This window comes from Aeromonas australiensis, from assembly GCF_000819725.1.
Taxonomy (GTDB): Bacteria; Pseudomonadota; Gammaproteobacteria; order Enterobacterales; family Aeromonadaceae; genus Aeromonas; species Aeromonas australiensis.
This window is the reverse complement of the sequence record NZ_CDDH01000004.1, coordinates 1-21,299: the sequence shown is the minus strand read 5'-3', so window position 1 is coordinate 21,299 and position 21,299 is coordinate 1. Positions and strand designations below refer to the sequence as shown.

The following is a 21,299-nucleotide window of genomic DNA, read 5'->3' as shown; positions in this document are numbered from 1 at the left end:
ATGACGACCAAAATAAATATCGAAGGGAGTGGGAAACAACGTTGCCAGGAACAAGTACAGTGTGACTGTATAATAACGGCTGCGGGTTTATCTTCCCGAATGGGTACCTGGAAAATGATGCTACCTTATTGCCAGGGGACAATGCTTGATGCAAGTCTCAAAAATGCCCTGGCCTTCTGTCAGCGGGTTATTCTGGTGGTGGGTCATCGTGGCGAGGAACTTCAAGCACGCTACGGCTCACGGCCAGATATCGTTGTCGTCCACAACCCAGACTATCGGCTGGGGCTGGGCAGCTCAATCCGCTGCGCCCTGGCGGCCAGTGACGCTGACTACCTCTTTATCAGCCACGGGGATCTCCCCTGTATCCCGCGCGAGGTCTATCAACAGCTCTGGCAGGCACGGGGTTGTGAGGCGCTCTTTCCCACCTGGCAGGGGGAGGCGGGCCATCCGGTGTTGCTGCCAAAATCCCTTGTCCGCGAGCTGGCAGCGGCCCCGGTGCAGTCGTCGGTACGGCGCTGGTTGCAAGGGCAGCCGCACCGTATGGTGCCCGTCGACAGCCCCGCCATCCTGTTTGATGTGGATACCCCGGCGCGCTATCAGGCGCTGCTGGGTGGCATTCTTGAAAATGAGCGCGAGCCCACGAAATAACGCTGTTTAAAGGATAACGGGGAGATAAATGGCGTATCAAAGTGATATTTCTCGCACTTAAACTGATAGGGCGAGTTCTTCTGAATCAGCTCAGTAAGTAAATTCCAGGGTGATTGATAATTACTCGCAACACCCATAATGGTGGCATCGTAAATTTTCATCATTAATTGGAGCTGTCTCACGCTTTTATCCTAAAAAATAGTTTTGTAGCTCGTTTTGTAACTGTAGTGGCCTGATAGTTGCCCTTCTCCTTGCCAAGGGGGAACACCCGTGCGGGATACCCCATTTATTCATGCTGCCAATGAGCAGCACAGCTGCAAGGAGATAGCCATGGGCGATATTATGCGACCCGTTCCCTTCAAGAACCTGCTGACCCGTATTTTTGCGGAATATAAAGAGAGTCAGAGCATTTTCGGTATTCCCGCCGCACAATTTTATCGCAAGCAGGACGAACGCAAGATCAAGGTGTTCGGTGAAACCTGCGAGACTCCCATTGGCCCGGCAGCCGGCCCTCATACCCAGTTGGCCCAGAATATCGTCACCTCCTGGCTGACCGGCGGGCGCTTTATCGAGCTCAAGACGGTGCAGATCCTGGACCGTCTCGAACTGGCAAAGCCCTGCATCGATGCCGAAGACGAGTGCTTCAACACCGAGTGGTCCACCGAGTTCACCCTGCCCAAGGCGTTTGACGAGTATCTGAAAGCCTGGTTTGCCCTCTACCTGCTAGAGGAGGTATTTGACCCACGCCTCGACGGAGAGGCCAAGTCCTTCATCTTCAACATGAGCGTGGGGTACAACCTCGATGGCATCAAACAGCCGCCGATGCAGCAGTTCATCCACAGTTTGAAGGATGCCAGCAGCAGTCCGAAGTTTGCCGAGTACCAGCAGGTGGTTCGCGAGCTGGTGGCCGATGAGCAGTTTATCGCCGAGCTGGGACTGGCTAGCCGCCGCGATCGCCTGCAACAGCTGGTGGATCGTATCCCGGCCAATCTGGTGCACGGCGTCACCCTCTCTACCATGCACGGCTGCCCGCCCAACGAGATCGAGGCCATCTGCCGCTACATGCTGGAAGAGAAGGGGCTCAACACCTTCGTCAAACTCAACCCGACCCTGCTGGGTTACCCGCGGGTACGCGAGATCCTCGATACCTGCGGTTTTGATTACATCGGTCTGAGCGAAGCGTCGTTCGATCACGACCTCAAGCTGGATCAGGCCAAAGGGATGCTGGTTCGCCTGATGGCGCTGGGGGCCGAGAAGGGGCTCACCTTCGGGGTCAAGCTCACCAACACCCTCGGCACCATTAACCGCAAAGGGGCGCTGCCCGGCGATGAGATGTATATGTCCGGCCGGGCGCTGTTCCCGCTCTCTATTAACGTGGCCGCCGTGCTGTCCCGCGCCTTCGATGGCAAGCTGCCTATCTCCTACTCGGGCGGCGCCAGCAAGTTCAACATCGCGGAGATCTTCGAAACCGGTATTCGTCCCATCACCATGGCCACCGACCTGCTCAAGCCGGGTGGCTACCTGCGCCAGATCGAGTGCCTCAAAGAGATAGATGCGTCGGACTGCTGGGGCATGAGTCAGGTGGATGTGGCCAAGCTGGAGGCGCTTGCCGCCAAGGCCCTCACCATGGATTACACCCAGAAGGAGTGGAAGTCCGACGATCGTATCGAAGTGGGCGGCGGCCTGCCGCTGACCGACTGCTACGTAGCGCCCTGCGTCACCGCCTGCGCCGTGCATCAGGATATCCCCGAGTACATTCGCCTGATGGGCGAGGGGGAGTATGTGGCGGCCCTTGAGCTGATTTATCAGCGCAACGCCTTGCCCGCGATCACCGGCCATATCTGCGATCACCAGTGTCAGTACAACTGCACCCGTCTCGACTACGACAGCCCGCTCAATATCCGCGAGCTGAAAAAAGTGGCGCTAGAGCGCGGCTGGGAAGGGTACAAGGCGCGCTGGCACAAACCGGCAGGCAGCGGTGACAAGCACCCGGTTGCGGTGATTGGTGCCGGTCCGGCCGGTCTCTCCGCCGGTTACTTCCTGGCCCGTGCCGGTCATCCGGTCACCGTGTTCGAGCGTGAAGCCGATGCCGGTGGCGTGGTCAAGCACATCATCCCCGAGTTCCGCATTCCGGCTGAACTGATCCAGCATGACATCGACTTTGTTGCCGCCCACGGGGTCAAGTTCGAGTTTGGCTGCGATCCGGCGCTCACCGTCGACAAGCTGCACGCCCAGGGCTTTACCTATGTATTCGTCGGCATCGGCGCCGACAAGAATGGCGGCATGCGCCTCGAGGGGGGGCATGATCGGATTTACAAATCCTTCCACTTCCTGCGCAGCTTCAATCAGGGCAAACCGCTGCCGCTGGGCCGCCATGTGGCGGTGATCGGTGCCGGCAACACCGCCATGGACTGTGCCCGTGCCGCCCTCAAGGTGCCGGGTGTCAGCGATGTGACCGTGATCTACCGCCGCAGCGAAAAAGAGATGCCCGCCTATCGCGAGGAGTATCTGGAAGCGGTGGAGGATGGGGTGCGTTTCTGCTTCCTCACCAATCCGGAGCGCTTTGAGAAAGATGGCAAGCTCACTGTGCGGATGATGGCGCTGGGGGATCCTGACGAGCAGGGCCGCCGCCGACCGGTGCCCACCGAGCAGACTGAAGTGATGCAGATGGATGCCCTGATCACCGCCATCGGCGAGCAGCCTGACTGCGAGGTGCTCAACGCGATGGGGATTCCCCTTGGCAGCGATGGCTGGCCCGAGGTGGATGGCCAGACCGGCGAAACCAGCCGTCGCAACGTCTTCCTCATCGGTGACGTGCAGAGCGGTCCGTCCTCCATCGTCGGCGCCATCGGTGGTGCTCGCCGCGCCGCGGATCTGGTGCTCTCTCGCGAGCATGTCGCCAGCCAGCAGAGTGAAGTGACCATCCAGCCGTCGGGCAAGGATGAGATCTACCGCCGCAAGGGGAGCATCGCCGTCACCATGGTTGACAAGGGCGAGCGGGATGCCTTCGTGGCGCAAGAGGCGCACCGTTGCCTCGAGTGCAACTACCTCTGCAGCAAGTGTGTGGATGTCTGTCCCAACCGGGCCAACGTCGCCATCGCGGTGCCGGGCTTCAAGGATCAGTTCCAGACCCTGCACCTGGATGCCTACTGCAACGAGTGCGGCAACTGCGCCCAGTTCTGCCCGTGGCAGGGCAAGCCCTATCAGGACAAGGTGACCATCTTCAGCCTGCCCGAGGACTTCGACAACAGCCGCAACCCCGGTTTCTATCTGGCGGATGGTGGCAAAGGGGAGGGTGAGCTGCGGGTGCGTCAGGCTGGTGAGACCTATCGCCTGACTATCGATGCACAGAGCCGTATCAAGGATGCCCCCGAGGCGCTCGCTGACATGTGCCGCATCATCAGCCATGTCCATGCCCATCACCACTACCTGCTGGGGGCCGTTGAGGCCTGAGCGAACCACGAATAAGCGAAGGAGCACACCATGTTTATTCTGAAAAACGTCACCGCCGTCCAGCTGGAGCCGACCCGGGTACTGGAAGGGGTGGATATCGCCATCGAAGGATCGCTTATCAAAGCGGTGGGGCCCAATCTGCGGGCCCTTTACCCGGAAGCCAACTATCGGGAGATGGGGGGCAAGCTGGTGATGCCGGGCATCGTCTGTGCCCACAACCACTTCTACTCCGGCCTGTCGCGGGGGATCATGGCCAATATTGCCCCCTGCCCAGACTTTATCTCGACCCTGAAAAACCTCTGGTGGCGGCTCGATCGGGCGCTCGATGAAGAGTCCCTCTACTACAGCGGCCTCATCTGCTCGCTGGAAGCGCTCAAAAGCGGTTGCAGTGCGGTGATCGACCACCACGCCTCGCCCAACTTCATCAAGGGCTCGTTGAATGTATTGCGCAAAGGGTTTGTGGAGGCGGGTCTGCGCGGCATGACCTGCTTCGAGACCACGGATCGCAACGGCGGCCTTGCCGAGCTGCAGGCCGGGGTGGAGGAGAACATCCTGTTTGCCCAACAGATCGATGCGGCCAAAGCCAAGGGGAGCGAACCCTATCTGGTGGAGGCCCATATCGGCGCCCACGCCCCCTTCACCGTGCCCGACGAGGGGCTCGCCATGCTGCGCGAAGCGGTGCAGGTCACCGGTCGCGGGCTGCATATCCATGTGGCGGAAGACCGTTACGACATGGCCCATGGTCACCACCACTATGGCAAGGAGCCCATCGCCCGGTTGGACGAGTTTGGCCTTGTCGACAGCAAGACCCTGATCGCCCACGGTATTTACCTGAGCCCGGCTGACATCGAGCTGCTCAACAGCCGCGATGCCTTCCTGGTGCACAACGCCCGCTCCAACATGAACAACCACGTGGGCTACAACATGCACCTGCCGGAGTATCGCAATCTGGCGCTCGGCACCGACGGCATCGGCTCCGACATGCTCGAAGAGCTCAAGTTCGCCTACTTCAAGCACAAGGATGCCGGTGGCGCCCTGTGGCCCGACAGCTTTGCCCGCTTCCTCTGGAACGGCAACACCCTGCTGGAACGCAACTTCGGCGCCAAATTTGGCCGCCTGGAGCCCGGCTACAAGGCCGACCTCACCATTTGCGACTACGACGCGCCGACTCCGCTGGCGCCGCGCAACCTCGGTGGCCATCTCGCCTTCAGCATGGGATCTGCCAGCGTCAACAGCGTGATGGTAGAGGGGCGCATGGTCTATCAGGATCGCGAGTTCCCGTTCGATGTCGCGCCCATTTATGAGCAGGCCAGCAAGGTGGCGAGCCGCCTGTGGCAACGGATGGATCAGCTGGCCTAAGGCCACCTTCCACAGTTTTGGACCGGATTGCCCGCCCGGTGGATTTTCCCGGCGGCGGGCAGCAAGAGTAAGGACGACACATGATTGAGCAATTCTTCCGACCCGAGCAACTGGGTCAGGCTTTGGAACTCAAGGCCCACTTTGGCAACGACGCCGTCTACATGGGGGGCGGCAGCAAGCTTAACGCCGCTCCGACTCGCACCGACAAGAAGGTCGCTATCTCGCTGGACAAGCTGGGACTGAACCAGATTGAGCAACAGCATGGCCAGCTCCATATCGGCGCCACCGTCACCCTGCAGACCCTGAAAGATGATCCCCGTACCCCGGCCGCCCTGTGCGAGGCGCTGGGGTTTGTCTACTCCCGCCATCTGCGCAATCAGGCCACCATTGGCGGCGAGATTGCCTGCCAGCAGCAGGACTCCCCGCTGTTGCCGGTACTGCTGGTGCTTGAAGCAGTGGTGGTGCTGGAGAATAACCTGCTGCAACCCATCGACGCCTATCTGACGGGGCAGCGCAATGCCCTGGTGCTGGGAGTTGTGCTGCCGGAGCCCGAACTGCGCTGCGCCACTCGCCGCATCAGCCGCAATGCCGATGGCTTGGCGGTGATGACCGCCGCCGTGGCCCTCGACGCCCTTGGCGAGATGCGGGTCGCCGTCGCTGGCGTTACCCCGCAACCGATGCGTCTGCGGGATCTGGAGCGCCGCGAACTGCACGATGCCGTGCTGGAAGCAGCCGTGAGCGAGCTGGTGGCGCCCCGTGAGGATCTGGCGGGCAGCATAAGTTACAAGCGGTATATCAGCGGCGTGGTAGTGGCGGATCTGCTGGTGGAGTGCCAGCAGCAGGAGGTGCAAGCATGATGGAACTCAACTTTACCCTGAACGGTGCCCTGCGCACCGTCATCTGCAAGGCTGGTGACAATGCCCAGCGGGTGCTGTTCAACCAGTGCCGGATGCACTCGGTGCGCAACAGTGACGATGGCTTTGGTTTCGCCGGCTCCGACGCCATCCTCTTCAACGGCAAGGTGATCAACGCTTCCCTGCTGATTGCCGCCCAGCTGGAGGGGGCGCAGGTGCGCACCGCCGAGTCGCTGGGTAGCTGGAACCAGCTCAGTCTGGTACAGCAGGCGATGGTAGATGTGGGGGTGGTGCAGTCCGGCTACAACGATCCGGCTGCGGCGCTTATCGTCACCGACCTGCTTGATCGCCACCCCGAGCCCAGCCGTGATCAAATCGACGATGCCCTCTCGGGCCTGTTTCACCGGGACGGTGGCTACCAGCAGTTCTATCAGGCCATCGAGCTTGCCTGCTCACGGATGAAGGACCCGGATTATCTGTGCCAGATCGCCCCGGAGTTTCGCGACGATTTGCGCCATATCGGCAAGAGCTGTCCGAAAGTGGACGCCGCCAAGATGGTGCAGGCCAAGCCCTGCTACGTGGAGGATCGGGTTACCGAGGATGCGCTGATCATCAAGATGCTGCGCAGTCCCCATCCTCATGCAGTGATCACCAAACTCGACGTGAGCCGCGCCGAGGCGCTGCCGGGCGTCGTTCATGTCATCACTCACCTCAACTGCCCGGATATCTACTACACCCCGGGTGGCCAGAGCGCGCCCGAGCCGTCACCCCTCGATCGCCGCATGTTCAGCCGCAAGGTGCGCCACGTAGGTGACAGGGTCGCCGCTGTGGTGGCCGAGAGCGAAGCCATCGCATTGGCCGCGCTCAAGCTCATCGAGGTCGAGTATCAGGTGCTGCCGGCGGTCATGACCATCGATGAGGCGATGGCCCCCAATGCACCCCTGGTCCACGACGAACCCATCGTCTACATGGCCGGTGCGCCGGCGGATCTCGAGCAGCAGAACGCCTGCTCGGTACGTCGTGGTAACGAGCACATGATCATCAACTTCCCCATCGGTTCCCGCCCCCACGAGAACCTGGCCGCCAGCGTCCATGGCCAGATCGGTGACGTGGCAACAGGCTTTGCCGAGGCGGACGAGATAGTCGAGCGCACCTACGAATCGACCCAGGCCCAGCAGTGCCCGACCGAGCCGCACATCTGCTTTACCTATATGGATGGGGATCGTCTGGTTATTCACGCCTCCACCCAGGTGCCGTGGCACGTGCGCCGTCAGGTGGCGCGCATTGTCGGCATGAAGCAGCACCAGGTGCATGTGATCAAGGAGCGGGTAGGAGGCGGCTTTGGCTCCAAGCAGGATATCCTGCTGGAAGAGGTGTGCGCCTGGGCGACCAGGGTCACCGGCCGTCCGGTCACCTTCCGCTACACCCGTGAAGAGGAGTTCATCAGCAACACCTCGCGCCATGTGGCCAAGGTGAAGGTGAAAGTGGGGGCCAAGAAAGATGGCACCATCACCGCCATCGACATGGATTTTCGTGCCAACACCGGCCCTTACGGCAACCACTCATTGACGGTACCAAGCAACGGCCCGGCGCTCTCCCTGCCGCTCTATCCGTGCGACAACGTGCGCTTTACCGTCAACACCTACTACAGCAACATCTGCCCGACCGGCGCCTATCAGGGTTATGGCGCGCCCAAGGGCAACTTCGCGCTGACCATGGCCATTGCCGAGCTTGCCGAGAAACTGGGCCTCGATCAGCTCGACATGGTGGAGCACAACCGGGTGCACGAAGGGGACATCCTCAAGGTGCTGGGTGCCATCGGCGAGGGCAAGATGCCGACCTCTGTGCCCCACGCCGCCAGCTGCGCCCTCGAGCCCATCCTCAAGCAGGGACGGGAGCTGATTGCCTGGGATAGCCCCAAACCCGCCGACGGGGATTGGCGCATCGGTCGTGGCGTCGCCATCATCATGCAAAAATCGGGGATCCCGGATATCGATCAGGCCAACTGCATGGTCAAACTGGAATCGGACGGCACCTTTATCGTCCACTCCGGTGGCGCCGATATCGGTACCGGCCTCGATACCGTGGTGGCTAAGCTGACCGCCGAGGTGCTCGGTTGCCCGCTCAGCGATGTGCATGTGATCTCCGGTGACACCGACCACGCCCTGTTCGACAAGGGGGCCTACGCCTCGTCCGGTACCTGCTTCTCCGGCAACGCGGCCAAGATGGCGGCCGAGAACCTCAAGGCGAAGATCCTGTTCCACGGTGCCGCCATGCTGGGCGAGCCGGTCGAAGACGTAGATCTGGTTCACCCGGGTATCGTGCGCGGCAAGCAGGGGGAGGTGAGCCTTGCCAAGTTGGCCCACAAGGCGGAGACAGGTACCGGTTTCGGTATTCTGGTGGGCACCGCCAGCTATATCACCTCTGAGCTTGCCTTCCCGTATGGGGCCAACTTCGCCGAGGTGGCGGTCAACCTCAGAACCGGCGAGATCCGTCTCGACAAGTTCTACGCCCTGCTCGACTGCGGTACCCCCATCAACCCGGAGCTGGCCCTCGGCCAGATCTACGGGGCGACCATGCGGGCCATCGGCCACACCATGACCGAAGAGATCTGCTACGACAGCAAGGGCATCCCGCTCACCCGGGATCTGAAGAGCTATGGCGCGCCCAAGATTGGCGACATTCCCCGCGACTTCCGGGCCTTTCTGGTGCCGAGTGACGACAAGGTCGGCCCTTACGGCGCCAAGTCCATCTCGGAGATCGGGGTGAACGGTGCGGCGCCCGCCATCGCCACCGCTATCCACGACGCCTGCGGTGTCTGGCTGCGCAAGTGGCACTTCACGCCGGAGCAGATCTTGCGCGAACTGGGCAAGCTGGAGCAACACGTGTCGGCATAACAAAAGAAAAGGTGAGGGGCGGGCGCCAGCTCGCCCCCAGCGCCTGACAGCGGAATGAGTACTCCGCCTACCTTCTGTGTGATGGGACAAATACGATGTCTAAAACAACACGCAAGCACTCGGATCTTATCTACGAGCTGGAAGACAAACCCCCGTTTTATCAAACCCTGATGGGCGCAGTGACCCATCTGCTGGCCATTTTTGTCCCCATGGTGACCCCGGCGCTGATCGTCGGCGGCGCCCTGGGCCTATCTACCGAGACCACCGCCTATCTGGTCTCCATGGCGATGATCGCCTCCGGCATCGGCACCTGGTTGCAGGTGAACCGTTATGGCCCCATCGGTTCTGGGCTGCTCTCCATCCAGTCGGTCAACTTCTCCTTCGTCACCGTGATGATCGCGCTGGGCGGTGCCATGAAGAGTGATGGCATCCACGAGGAGCTGATCGTCTCGACCCTGCTCGGGGTCTCCTTTGTCGGTGCCTTTCTGGTGATGGGCTCCTCCTTCGTGCTGCCCTACCTCAAGCGGGTGATCACCCCGACCGTGAGCGGTGTGGTGGTACTGATGATTGGCCTGAGCCTAATCAAGGTGGGGATCATCGACTTTGGCGGCGGCTTCTCCGCCATGAGCAGCGGCACCTTTGGCAAATACGAGCACATCGGGCTGGGGCTTTTGGTGCTCTGCGTCATCGTCGCCTTTAACTGCAGCAAAAGCCCGCTGCTGCGGATGAGCGGCATTGCCATCGGTCTGATGGTGGGCTATGCGGTGGCCCTGATGCTTGGCATGGTGGATTTCTCCGCCCTTGAGAACCTGCCGCTTATCACTGTGCCTGTTCCGTTCAAGTACGGTTTCTCCTTCGATTTTCACGCCTTTATGCTGGCGGGCACCATCTATCTGTTGAGCGTGCTGGAGGCGGTGGGGGACATCACCGCCACCGCCATGGTCTCCCACCGGGATATTCAGGGCCCCGAGTTTCAAAAGCGACTCTCCGGCGGCGTGCTGGCGGATGGGTTGGTCTCGGTCATTGCTTCGGCCCTTGGCTCTTTGCCGCTCACCACCTTTGCCCAGAACAACGGCGTCATCCAGATGACCGGGGTGGCGTCACGCCATGTGGGCAAGTTTATCGCCGTCATTCTGGTGCTGCTGGGGCTCTTCCCGGTGGTGGGGCGCTTCTTTACCACCATACCGTCACCTGTGATGGGGGGCGCCATGGTCATCATGTTCTCGATGATCGCCATCGCCGGTGGTCGCATCATCATCAGCCACGGCTTCGATCGACGGGAGACCCTGATTGTCGCCACCTCGCTGGGTCTTGGGCTCGGGGTCTCCTATGACCCGAACGTCTTCAAGGTGCTGCCGGCGGGTATCTACATGCTGGTGGAGAATCCCATCTGCGCCGGCGGCATCACCGCCATCATCATGAATCTGGTGCTGCCGCAAAGCCGCAAACGCAAGGCGGCCGTCAGGGATGCCGAGGCGGTGGAGGTGATCCAGCTGAGCGACAAACCGGATGTGATCTTTACCGCCCGCAGCGCGGGCCTGTCATCGGCCAGCAAGGGGGAGGGTTCACCAGAGCCAGTGCCCGGGCAGGCGGTGGCGCCACAAGTGGAACGGTTCTGACGGTTAAACCGGCAAAAAACGTCAACAGAACAACAGAAACAGGGAAACAGTGATGAAAAACGATAACTCTGTCAAAGCGGTGCGTGGCAGCTTCTTCGATATCACCCGGGTGGTGGATCAGCCCGAGGAGATTGAGTCCAACGCCCGCCTTATCGAGGATGGTCTGCTGATCATTCGCAACGGTTGCATCGACTGGTTCGGTGAGTGGGAGGAGGGGAAAGATCGCATTCCGGCCGAAGTGCGGGTGCGGGATTATCGCGGCAAGATGATAGTGCCGGGCTTTGTCGATACCCACATTCACTATCCCCAGAGCGAGATGGTAGGGGCCTATGGCGAGCAGCTGCTGGAGTGGCTCAACCGCCACACCTTCCCGGCCGAGCGGCGTTACAACGATCTCGAATATGCCCGCGAGATGTCCACCTTCTTTATCAAGCAGTTGCTGCGAAACGGCACCACCACGGCGCTGGTGTTCGGCACCGTTCACCCCGAGTCGGTGGACGCCCTGTTCGAGGCGGCCAGCCGCATCAATATGCGGATGATCGCCGGCAAGGTAATGATGGATCGCAATGCGCCCGATTATCTGCTCGATACTGCCGAGAGCAGTTATGTGCAGAGCAAGCAGCTTATCGAGCGCTGGCACGGCAATGGTCGCCTGCTATATGCCATCACACCACGATTTGCACCCACCTCGACACCCGAGCAGCTGGCGATGGCGCAGCGACTGCGCGAAGAGTTTCCCACCACCTATCTGCACACCCATCTGTGCGAGAACAAGGACGAGATCGCCTGGGTGAAATCCCTCTTCCCGGCGCACAAGGGTTATCTCGATGTCTATCACCAGCATGGGTTGACCGGTCACAACTGCGTCTTTGCCCACTGCGTCCATCTGGAAGAGCAGGAGTGGGATTGCCTGAAGGAGACCGGCTCCACCATCGCCTTCTGTCCCACCTCCAATCTCTATCTCGGCAGTGGTCTGTTCAAGCTGCACAAGGCGTGGCGCAAGCAGGTGAAGGTAGGGATGGGCACCGACATCGGCGCGGGCACCACCTTCAACATGCTGCAGACCCTCAACGAGGCCTACAAGGTGATGCAGTTGCAGGGGGAGCGGCTCTCGGCCTATCAGGCCTTCTATCTGGCCACCCTGGGCGGCGCCCATTCGCTAGGGCTGGATGAGAAGATCGGCAGCTTTGCGGTGGGCAAGGAGGGGGACTTCGTGGTGCTCGACCCGGTCGCCACCCCGCTGCAGCAGCTGCGTTATGACAACTCCACCACCCTGCGGGACAAGCTCTTTGTGCTGTTGACCCTGGGGGATGACAGATCCATCTACCGCACCTATGTGGATGGCCAACTGGTGCATGAACGAGGGTAGGGCTTGTAGTGGGCTGCCGCGGCGCAGCCCAACGAATACGGCGGCTGGCGTGCCCCACAGGGACGCCAGTCTTGCCGCACGACAGGGGGGCTCCCCCCATAGAAGGTGAAATGGCCCGGTTTTTTTGATCAGAAAGGCAAACGTTTGAGTCAAGGCTGCCCACCCTGGTCTGTCTGCAGCACTCTCTGCCGCCATCGCCTGTTTCTCATCAGACTGGCGCAAGGCAGACCCGCAGATCCTGTTGCCATTTCGTCATGGAACATTCAGATGCCTGTAAAGGAGTTGGGTATGACCCAAACAAATAGCAGTACCGAGAGTATGGAGGCGCTGGCCAATGATGACGCCAGCCAGAGCACACTCAAGCAGCAACCGCTCACGGCTCTTGATCGCTACTTTATGATCAGCGAGCGGGGCAGCAATGTCAGACAGGAGGTGCTGGCGGGCCTCACCACCTTCCTTGCCATGGTCTACTCGGTGATCGTGGTACCGAGCATGCTCGGCAAGGCGGGCTTTCCTCCCGGCGCCGTGTTTGTCGCCACCTGTCTGGTGGCGGGTTTCGGTTCGCTCTTGATGGGGCTCTGGGCCAAGCTGCCGATGGCCATCGGTTGTGCTATTTCCCTCACGGCGTTTACTGCCTTCAGTCTGGTGCTGGGGCAGCAGATCCCCATTCCGGTGGCGTTGGGGGCGGTCTTCCTGATGGGGGTGCTCTTTACCGCCATCTCGGTGACCGGGGTGCGTAGCTGGATCCTCGACAACCTGCCGATGGGGATTGCCCACGGTACCGGCATCGGGATTGGTCTCTTCTTGCTGCTTATCGCCGCCAACGGGGTGGGGCTGGTGATCAAGAACCCGCTTGAGGGGCTGCCGGTAGCGCTGGGGGCCTTCACCTCCATGCCGGTCATCATGTCCCTGATCGGCCTTGCGGTGATCGTCGGGCTGGAGAAGCTCAAGGTACCGGGGGGGATCCTGCTGGTGATCATCGCCATCTCCATCTTCGGCCTTATCTTCGATCCGGCGGTGACCTATCAGGGATTGTTCGCCCTGCCGAGCCTCTCGGACGATCAGGGTCAGTCCCTTATCTTCAGTCTGGATATCATGGGGGCCCTCTCGCCGCTGGTGCTGCCCAGCGTGTTGGCACTGGTGATGACGGCGGTCTTTGACGCCACCGGCACCATTCGCGCCGTGGCGGGGCAGGCCAACCTGCTGGATAAAGAGGGTCACATCATCAACAGCGGCAAGGCGCTCAGTGCCGACTCGGTCAGCAGCATCTTCTCCGGTCTGGTGGGGGCGGCACCGGCTGCCGTCTATATCGAATCGGCAGCGGGCACGGCGGCGGGGGGCAAGACCGGTCTCACCGCGACCGTGGTCGGCGGCCTGTTCCTGCTGATGTTGTTCCTCTCGCCGCTCTCTTATCTGGTGCCCGCCTATGCCACCGCACCGGCCCTGATGTATGTGGGGCTCTTGATGCTGAGCAATGTCACCAAGCTCGATTTCAATGATTCGGTCGGTGCCATGTCCGGGTTGGTGTGCGCCGTCTTTATCGTGCTCACCTGCAATATCGTTACCGGCATCATGCTGGGATTCAGCTCGCTGGTGATTGGCCGCCTCTGCTCGAAGGAGTGGCACAAGCTCAACGTCGGCACCGTGGTCATCGCCCTGGCACTGGTGCTCTTTTATGCTGGGGGGTGGGCTATTTAGAGATAACCCGCCCGTTTGGGGCCGCACGGTGGCCCCATTGTTCTGCCTGTTACTTTTTATCGCTGCGGCGGTTATCTCTGCTGAGCGTTGACCGTCTGCGCCGACTAACACGCCTGTGCTGCCTGCAGTAAGCGGTGTCATCGCGATACCATTTTGATAAATCCCCCTACCAGATTGATAGGGGCCCGCCCTTGCTCTCTTCGCTCTGCCGCTTTTTTCACCGCTGATGTGCCCCGTGTGCTCAGGGGTTGCCCTTGGCTTGTCGCTGCGGGCCAGCAAAGGCAGGCTAGATGGGATCCCCTTCACATTTATCCCCATTGTTCTGGCGATGGCGGGAAACAGGCGCATATCTTGCTGTTTTTAATGCCGGTTCCAGATTTTTCCCTTCGAAAAAGGACTTGCATATGTCCATAGGATTACCGCTCAAGCGGGTGGATGCCGAGGCCAAGGTGACCGGCAGCGCCCGCTATACCGATGACAACATCATGCTCGGGATGCGCCACGCCAAATACGTGCGAAGCCATATCGCCCACGGCAAGGTGCTTGCCATCGATGCGACCGAGGCGCTGGCCCTGCACGGGGTCGAAGCCGTGTTCACCCATGAAGATGTCCCCACCACCTGTTTTCGCACCGCCGGTCACGCCTGGTCCCTCGATGAGGCGAAGCGGGATGTGAAAGACCGCCGTCTGCTCACCGACCATGTGCGCCACTTCGGCGATGGGGTCGCCATCGTGGTGGCCCGGGATCCGCTGGTGGCCGAAAAAGCGGCCGCCCTGGTCAAGGTAACTTACGAGCCGCTGCCGGTGATGACGGATGCCCAGAGTGCGCTGGCCGACGGTGCCTATCCCATCCACCCGAGCGGCAATCTGCTACGCCAAAGCCAACTTCGTGCTAATGACCCGGAGCATGCTATCGCTGCGGCCGATCTGCAGTTTCAGGGCGACTATCGAACACCTGTGGTGCAGCACTGCCATCTGGAGACGGTGACCTGTTACGCCTATATGGATCAACCGGACCACATCATCGTCGTCAGCAGTACCCAGATCCCCCAGATAGTGCGCAGCCGAGTGGCCAAGTCCCTCGGTCTGCCCTGGTCGAGCGTGCGGGTGATCAAGCCCTATATGGGCGGCGGTTTTGGCAACAAGCAGGATGTGCTGGAAGAGCCGATGGCGGCATTTTTGAGCTACAAGCTTGGCGGCGTGCCGGTCAAGGTGACCTTGAGCCGGGAAGAGTGCTTTTTTGCCTCTCGCACCCGCCACGGCTTTGCCATCGACGGCAAGATGGGCCTCAACCGCGACGGCACCCTCAAGGGCTATCAGCTGGACGTGCTCTCCAACACCGGCGGTTATGCCTCCCACGGCCACTCCATCGCCAGCGCCGGTGCCAACAAGATCAGCTACCTCTATCCGCGCAGCGCCTTCGGTTATGACGCCAAAACCTTCTACAGCAACCTGCCCACCGCCGGTGCCATGCGCGGTTACGGCGCGCCGCAGGTGATCTTTGCCCTCGAATGCATGCTGGACGATGGCTGCGCCGAACTGGGGCTGGACCCGCTCGATGTGCGGATCGCCAACGTGGCGCGGGAGGGGGACGTCAATCAGGTCAACCAGAAGACCATCTACAGCGCCGGGCTGCCGGAGTGCCTGCTCCGTGGTCGCGAACTGTTTGAGTGGGATCGACTCAAGGCCGAATGCTTGGCACAGGATCCTGCCAGCCGGGTGCGGCGCGGCATCGGGGTCGCCTGTTTCAGCTACGGCTCCAACACCTATCCGGTGGGGGTCGAAATTGCCGGCGCCCGTATGCTGCTCAATCAGGATGGCACCGTCAATCTGCAGATCGGCGCCACCGAGATAGGGCAGGGATCGGATACCGTCTTTGCCCAGATGGCGGCCGAGACGTTAGGCATTCCGTTTGAGCAGATCCGGGTCATCTCGACTCAGGATACCGACATTACCGCCTATGATCCGGGCTCGTTCGCCTCGCGCCAGAGTTATGTGGCGGCGCCCGCCATCCATCAGGCGGCGCTGCAACTGCGGGCCCGCATTTTGTCGCTGGCAGCCCAGCTCTGTCATCAGGATGTGGGATCGCTCACCCTGATCGACGGGTACGTGGTGCTGGCCGGTGCGCCGGACAAGGTGCTGGTAAGCGTCGCCGAGGTGTCGGTCAACGCCTATTACCACCTCACCATCGGCGGCCAGATCACGTCGGAAGTCTCCCACAAGACCACCACCAACCCGCCCAGTTTCGGCTGTACCTTTGTCGATCTCAGCGTCGATATCGATCTCTGCAAGGTGACCATCAATCGCATCATCAACCTGCACGATGCGGGCAAGATCCTCAACCCGCAGCTGGCAGAGGGGCAAGTGCACGGCGGCATGGGGATGGGGATCGGCTGGTCCCTGTTCGAGGAGATGATCATCGACCCGAAAACCGGCGTGGTGCGCAACCCCAACCTGCTCGACTACAAGTTCCCCACCATGCTGGACTTGCCCGAGCTCGAGTGCGACTTCGTGCAGACCTATGAGCCCCAGTCGGTTTATGGTCACAAATCTCTGGGGGAACCGCCCATCATCTCGCCGGGCCCCGCTATCCGTAACGCCATTCGCATGGCGACCGGGGTGGCTATCAACGAGCTGCCTATCACCCCCAAGACCCTGTTCCGGGAGTTTGTCGCCGCGGGTTTGATTGGCGAGGGATCAGGGGAGGAGCAACACCATGTTTGATATTGCCCGTTACTACAAGGCGCACAGTGTCGCCGAGGCGGTCGCCCTGCGTCAGGCCGACCCCGAGGCGCGCCTCTTGGCCGGTGGCACCGATGTGATGATCCAGCTGCATCACCTCAACGCCGCCTATCGCCATATCGTCGATATTCACGACTTGCCCGAGCTCAAAGGGGTGAGCGAGTTGCCTGACGGTTCTATCCGCATCGGCTCTGGCACCACCTTTACCGAGATCATCGAAAACGAGCTGGTGCAGCGCCGCCTGCCAATGCTGGCCGAAGCGGCCGCCACCATCGCGGGGCCGCAGATCCGCAACGTCGCCACCTATGGCGGCAATATCTGCAACGGCGCCACCAGTGCCGACTCGGCGGCGCCCACGGTGGCGCTGGAAGCCGAATTGGAAATCGCCGGCCCCAATGGTACCCGCCGCATCCCCATTGCCGGTTTTCACACCGGCCCGGGCAAGGTGGCGCTGCAACCGGCGGAGATCCTGGTAGCATTTCACTTTGCGCCGGATTCTCACCCCCATGTGGGCTCCCACTACTTCAAATACGCCATGCGCGATGCCATGGATATCGCCACCATCGGCTGCGCCGCCTACTGCCAGATTGAGCATGGCCATTTCAAGCGCCTGCGGCTGGCCTATGGGGTGGCAGCCCCGACCCCGGTGCGCACCCCTCACGCGGAAGCCGTGGCCGAGGGGCAACCCCTGACCCAGGCGACGCTGGCCGCGATTGCCGAGGCGGTGGTAGCCGATGTGGCGCCGCGATCCTCCTGGCGGGCAGAGAAGGAGTTTCGCCTGCACCTTATCAAAACCCTGGCGCAGCGGGTGGTCGCCTGCGCAGTCGAACGTGCCGGAGGGAAGATCCTATGATGCAACCGCAAAGCTGTCCCGCCGTAGAGATCCAGTGCGAGATCAACGGCAAGCCTTACTCTTATGCCGTGTCGCCCACCATGTCGCTGCTCCACTTCCTGCGTGGGCAGGGGCTGATCAGCGTGAAAGAGGGGTGCAGTGTCGGTGAGTGCGGCGCCTGTACCGTGCGGGTGAATGGCACTGCCATCGACAGCTGCCTCTATCTGGCGGTCTGGGCCGATGGCAAATCCATTCGCACCGTGGAGGGGGAGCGCAAAGGCAATGAGCTCTCCGACGTGCAGCAGGCCTTTATCGACGAGGGGGCGGTGCAGTGCGGTTTTTGCACCCCGGGCCTGGTGATGGCGAGCGCCGCCCTGCTCGACAAGACCGAGCGCCGTCCGCTGACCGATGCGGAGATCCGCCGCGGGCTGTCGGGCAACCTCTGCCGCTGTACCGGCTATCAGAACGTGGTGCGGGCGGTGAAGAAGTGCTGCAAGGGGTAACGACTTGGGCGTCATGATCCTGAGTGCCGTTGTTTGAAAAAGGAAGCTATCGGCAGTGAGCCACCCTCTGCTCGCCATGGTTTGCACCAAAAGGGCAGGGGATGAGGGCCGGGGATAAGGGGAAGTCAGCCATCTGGTCGCGGTGCATGGCGCTGCGCTTGTTGCACCCTACGGCGGTCTGTCTGTTCGCATAGAGCCCGTCTGTGTTGAAACCGTAGGTTCGATTAGCGAAGCGTAATCGGACGCACGAGAACGGAAATATATCGGCAGCATACCGGGAGTAGGGTGCAATGAACGCAGTGAATTGCACCGTTGGCAACATATGGTCGTGGTGGTTTGCTCCCTTCTCCCCTCGCGGGAGAAGGGCTGGGGATGAGGGGGACGTCAGCCATCTGGTCGCGGTGGTGTGCCCCCTTCTCCCCTTGCGGGAGAAGGGCTGGGGATGAGGGGGAAGTCAGCCATCTGGTCGCGGTGGTGTGCTCCCTTCTCCCCTTGTGTGAGAAGGGTTGGGGATGAGGGGAAGTCAGCCATCTGGTCGCGGTGCACGGCGCTGCGCTTGTTGCACCCTACGGTGGGATGTCTGTGGGGGGGGGATGTGGTTTGCTCCCTTCTCCCCTTGCGGGAGAAGGGCTGGGGATGAGGGGCGCGGTAATTGGGGTTAACGGAAACAACAGAGGGAGGCCAATGCCTCCCTCTCTATTTGCTGATGTTTTCTATGTCATCAAGAGGCCATCAACCCGCCATCAGATATCCACCTGGGAGCCCAGCTCGATGACCCGGTTGGGCGGGATCTCGAACTGATCCGGGGCGCGCAGGGCGTTGCGCTGCAGCAGCATAAAGAGCTTGCCGCGCAGATAGAGATACCATGGGCGGTCTTTCATGATGAGCGACTCGTGGGCCATAAAGAACGAGGTCTCCATCATCCGGCAGCTCAGCCCCTCGGCGTTGCAGCGGTGGAAGATCTCCTCCACGTTCGGGGTCTCGCGCCAGCCGTAGCTCGCCACCACCCGCCAGAAGGTGGGGGAGAGCTGCTCGATGCAGACCCGGCGCACATTGTGGACGTAGGGCACCTCTTCCACCCGCAGGGTGAGCAGGATGATCCGCTCGTGCAGCACCTTGTTGTGCTTGAGGTTGTGCAGCAGCGCATGGGGGATCACATTGACCACCCGCGACATATAGACCGCAGTGCCGGCCACCCGGGTCGGCGGGGATTTCTCCAGCGAGGCGATCATCGGCTCCAGCGAGTTGCCGTGCTCGTTCAGGCGGCGAATAAGCTGGAAACGCTCGCTCTTCCAGCTGGTCATCACGGTGAACATCACCGCGCCCAGGGTGAGCGGCAGCCAGCCGCCGGAGAAGATCTTGGCGAGGTTGGCGGCAAACAGCGGCACGTCGATACAGAGCAGCGCGGCAAAGAGGATGGCCACCAGATACTTGTTCCAGTGCCAGCTGTTCTTGGCCACCGAGCAGGAGAGGATGGAGGTGAGCACCATGGTACCGGTCACCGCGATGCCGTAGGCCGCCGCCAGATTGCTGGAGTGCTCGAAGCTCATGATGACGATCACCACCGAGATATAGAGCATCCAGTTGATGACCGGAATATAGATCTGGCCGGACTCCTGCTCGGAGGTGTGAACGATGCGAATGGGTGAGAGATAACCGAGGCGCACCGCCTGCCGGGTCAGCGAAAAGACCCCGGAGATCACCGCCTGGGAGGCGATCACCGTCGCCATGGTTGCCAGCAGCAGCAGCGGCACCAGCGCCCATTTCGGCGTAAGCAGGAAGAAGGGGTTGGCAATGGCAGCGGGGTTACTCAGTAGCAGCGCCCCCTGACCGAAGTAGTTGAGCACCAGCGAGGGCAGCACCACGATAAACCAGGCGAGGCGAATTGGATTTTTGCCAAAGTGGCCCATATCCGCGTAGAGCGCCTCCACCCCTGTGATGGCCAGCACCACGGCGCCGAGAGCAAAGAAGGAGGTGGTCTGGTACTGGACAAAGAAGCGCACCGCCCAGATGGGGTTGAGCGCCCCCAGCACCTCGGGGTTGTGGATGATGCCGCGCAGCCCCAGCACCGCCAGCGTCATAAACCAGATCAGCATGATGGGGGCAAACAGCTTGCCCACCATGGCGGTGCCATGTTTCTGGATGGCAAACAGCAGGGTCAGCACCAGCACCGAGAGGGTGACGATATAGGGGTCGAGGGCGGGGGTGAGAATGCTCAGACCCTCGATGGCCGACATCACCGACATCGCCGGGGTGATCACCACCTCGCCATAGAAGAAGCTGCCGCCAATCAGGCCGAGGATGATCAGCAGCGGCGTCCAGCGGGTGGAGGCGTTGCGGGTCGCCAGCGACATCAGGGTGAGAATGCCACCCTCGCCGGCGTTGTCGGCCCGCATCACAAAGGAGAGGTACTTGACCGACACCACCAGGATCAGCAGCCAGAAGATCAGCGAGAGAAAGCCGAGAATGGAGGCCGGCTCGACGCCGAATCCGAATTGACCTGACAGGCACTCGCGCAAGGTATAGAGCGGGCTGGTGCCGATATCGCCATAGACTACGCCAATCGCCGCCAGCATAACGCCGGGAGTGGCTTGTTGTTTATCACAGTTCATGAGTTCATCTTGTCAGTTTGATGTTTACACGTTTGCCAACGCACAGCTGCCCGACCTACCAAGAGAGTCGTGATATTTAATCGGGAGAGAATTAATGGATTGCGATGGGAAAGGGCGCTAACGGAATAGTGATCTGCTTGTCATGGAACACAGTCTGTTCATCTGTCATTAAGCTTATAATGACACACACTCTGCGGGACTATGCTCAGTTATAAATAATCAAAAGTTCAATTTGAGTAAGAGAATTAATTATCCGGCGATTGAAATGGGCCGCGATAATCCAGGCAACTGTTTGTTTTATCTAGCGAAGTGGTTTGGCTACTCTCTTTTACCAAAACGTATAATAAATAGACGATAAAGTAATCGCTAATTAAATGCTGGCAGGATGGCAAAGGGGATGCGGTTTGGCTGCGATGGAGTCTTTATGTGCCAGAGGGGAAAGGTAGGGTGCAATGAACGAAGTGAATTGCACCGCTAATTAAAAATGCAAGAGGTGCAATGCGCTACGCTTATTGCACCCTACAGTGATATTTTTATGAGCTCATTTCAGCACATTTTCTGGTGTGATACTTGGCTACCATTATTAATTCAGCTGTATGCTCAGGGTATTGCTGCTGTAAGAGGATGAGGGAATCAGCTAAGGTAATCTGATGCAGATTAAAGCAGGTATCAAAAACCAACGACCATATTTTTTCTTTGAACCCATCAATATCA

12 protein-coding genes and 1 pseudogene are annotated in these 21,299 nt (G+C 60.5%); 11 read left to right on the top strand and 2 right to left on the bottom strand.

The window, feature by feature from the left end; translation table 11 throughout:
* From mocA to xdhC, 11 genes are all read left to right on the top strand, one after another.
* Nucleotides 1-648 (top strand): molybdenum cofactor cytidylyltransferase, encoded by a 648-nt coding sequence (mocA, locus tag BN1117_RS01065; protein ID WP_280135991.1) that lies wholly within the window; start codon nt 1-3, stop codon nt 646-648.
* 330 nt (nt 649-978) lie between these two features.
* Nucleotides 979-4,101 (top strand): putative selenate reductase subunit YgfK, encoded by a 3,123-nt coding sequence (gene ygfK, locus BN1117_RS01060; protein WP_040094189.1) that lies wholly within the window; start codon nt 979-981, stop codon nt 4,099-4,101.
* A 30-nt stretch (nt 4,102-4,131) separates the two neighbouring features.
* Nucleotides 4,132-5,460 carry a putative aminohydrolase SsnA gene (ssnA, locus tag BN1117_RS01055; RefSeq protein ID WP_040094187.1) on the top strand — a complete coding sequence of 443 codons (1,329 nt, stop codon included), beginning with the start codon at nt 4,132-4,134 and terminating at the stop codon, nt 5,458-5,460.
* Between the two features lie 80 nt (nt 5,461-5,540).
* Nucleotides 5,541-6,317 (top strand): molybdopterin-dependent oxidoreductase FAD-binding subunit, encoded by a 777-nt coding sequence (ygfM, locus tag BN1117_RS01050; protein ID WP_040094185.1) that lies wholly within the window; start codon nt 5,541-5,543, stop codon nt 6,315-6,317.
* Entirely contained in the window at nt 6,314-9,211 is a 2,898-nt protein-coding gene (locus tag BN1117_RS01045; RefSeq protein ID WP_209435218.1) for a molybdopterin-dependent oxidoreductase Mo/Fe-S-binding subunit, read from the top strand. The genes ygfM and BN1117_RS01045 overlap by 4 nt, the downstream gene beginning before the upstream one ends.
* A gap of 95 nt (nt 9,212-9,306) precedes the next feature.
* A complete protein-coding gene (locus BN1117_RS01040; RefSeq protein ID WP_040094183.1) occupies nt 9,307-10,830 on the top strand; it encodes a nucleobase:cation symporter-2 family protein in 1,524 nt (507 codons plus the stop codon).
* Nucleotides 10,831-10,882: 52 nt separating this feature from the next.
* Nucleotides 10,883-12,199, top strand: coding sequence for a guanine deaminase (gene guaD / locus BN1117_RS01035; RefSeq protein WP_040094180.1), 1,317 nt, complete (start codon nt 10,883-10,885; stop codon nt 12,197-12,199).
* A gap of 396 nt (nt 12,200-12,595) precedes the next feature.
* Nucleotides 12,596-13,897, top strand: a complete 1,302-nt coding sequence (locus BN1117_RS01030; RefSeq protein ID WP_280135992.1) for an NCS2 family permease — start codon at nt 12,596-12,598, stop codon at nt 13,895-13,897.
* 404 nt (nt 13,898-14,301) lie between these two features.
* Complete coding sequence (xdhA, locus tag BN1117_RS01025; RefSeq protein ID WP_040094178.1) at nt 14,302-16,620, top strand: xanthine dehydrogenase molybdenum-binding subunit XdhA; 2,319 nt, start codon at nt 14,302-14,304, stop codon at nt 16,618-16,620.
* On the top strand, nt 16,613-17,491 hold the full coding sequence (gene xdhB / locus BN1117_RS01020) for a xanthine dehydrogenase FAD-binding subunit XdhB (protein ID WP_040094176.1): 879 nt from the start codon (nt 16,613-16,615) through the stop codon (nt 17,489-17,491). Before xdhA ends, xdhB begins: the two co-directional genes overlap by 8 nt.
* On the top strand, nt 17,488-17,973 hold the full coding sequence (gene xdhC / locus BN1117_RS01015) for a xanthine dehydrogenase iron sulfur-binding subunit XdhC (RefSeq protein WP_005345665.1): 486 nt from the start codon (nt 17,488-17,490) through the stop codon (nt 17,971-17,973). The genes xdhB and xdhC overlap by 4 nt, the downstream gene beginning before the upstream one ends.
* A gap of 743 nt (nt 17,974-18,716) precedes the next feature.
* On the opposite strand, the gene kup is transcribed toward xdhC, so the two are convergent.
* Both kup and BN1117_RS19710 read right to left on the bottom strand, forming a co-directional pair.
* Nucleotides 18,717-20,585 (bottom strand): low affinity potassium transporter Kup, encoded by a 1,869-nt coding sequence (gene kup / locus BN1117_RS01010; protein WP_040094174.1) that lies wholly within the window; start codon nt 20,583-20,585, stop codon nt 18,717-18,719.
* 533 nt (nt 20,586-21,118) lie between these two features.
* Nucleotides 21,119-21,299: pseudogene (locus BN1117_RS19710) on the bottom strand (hypothetical protein); the annotation flags it as partial.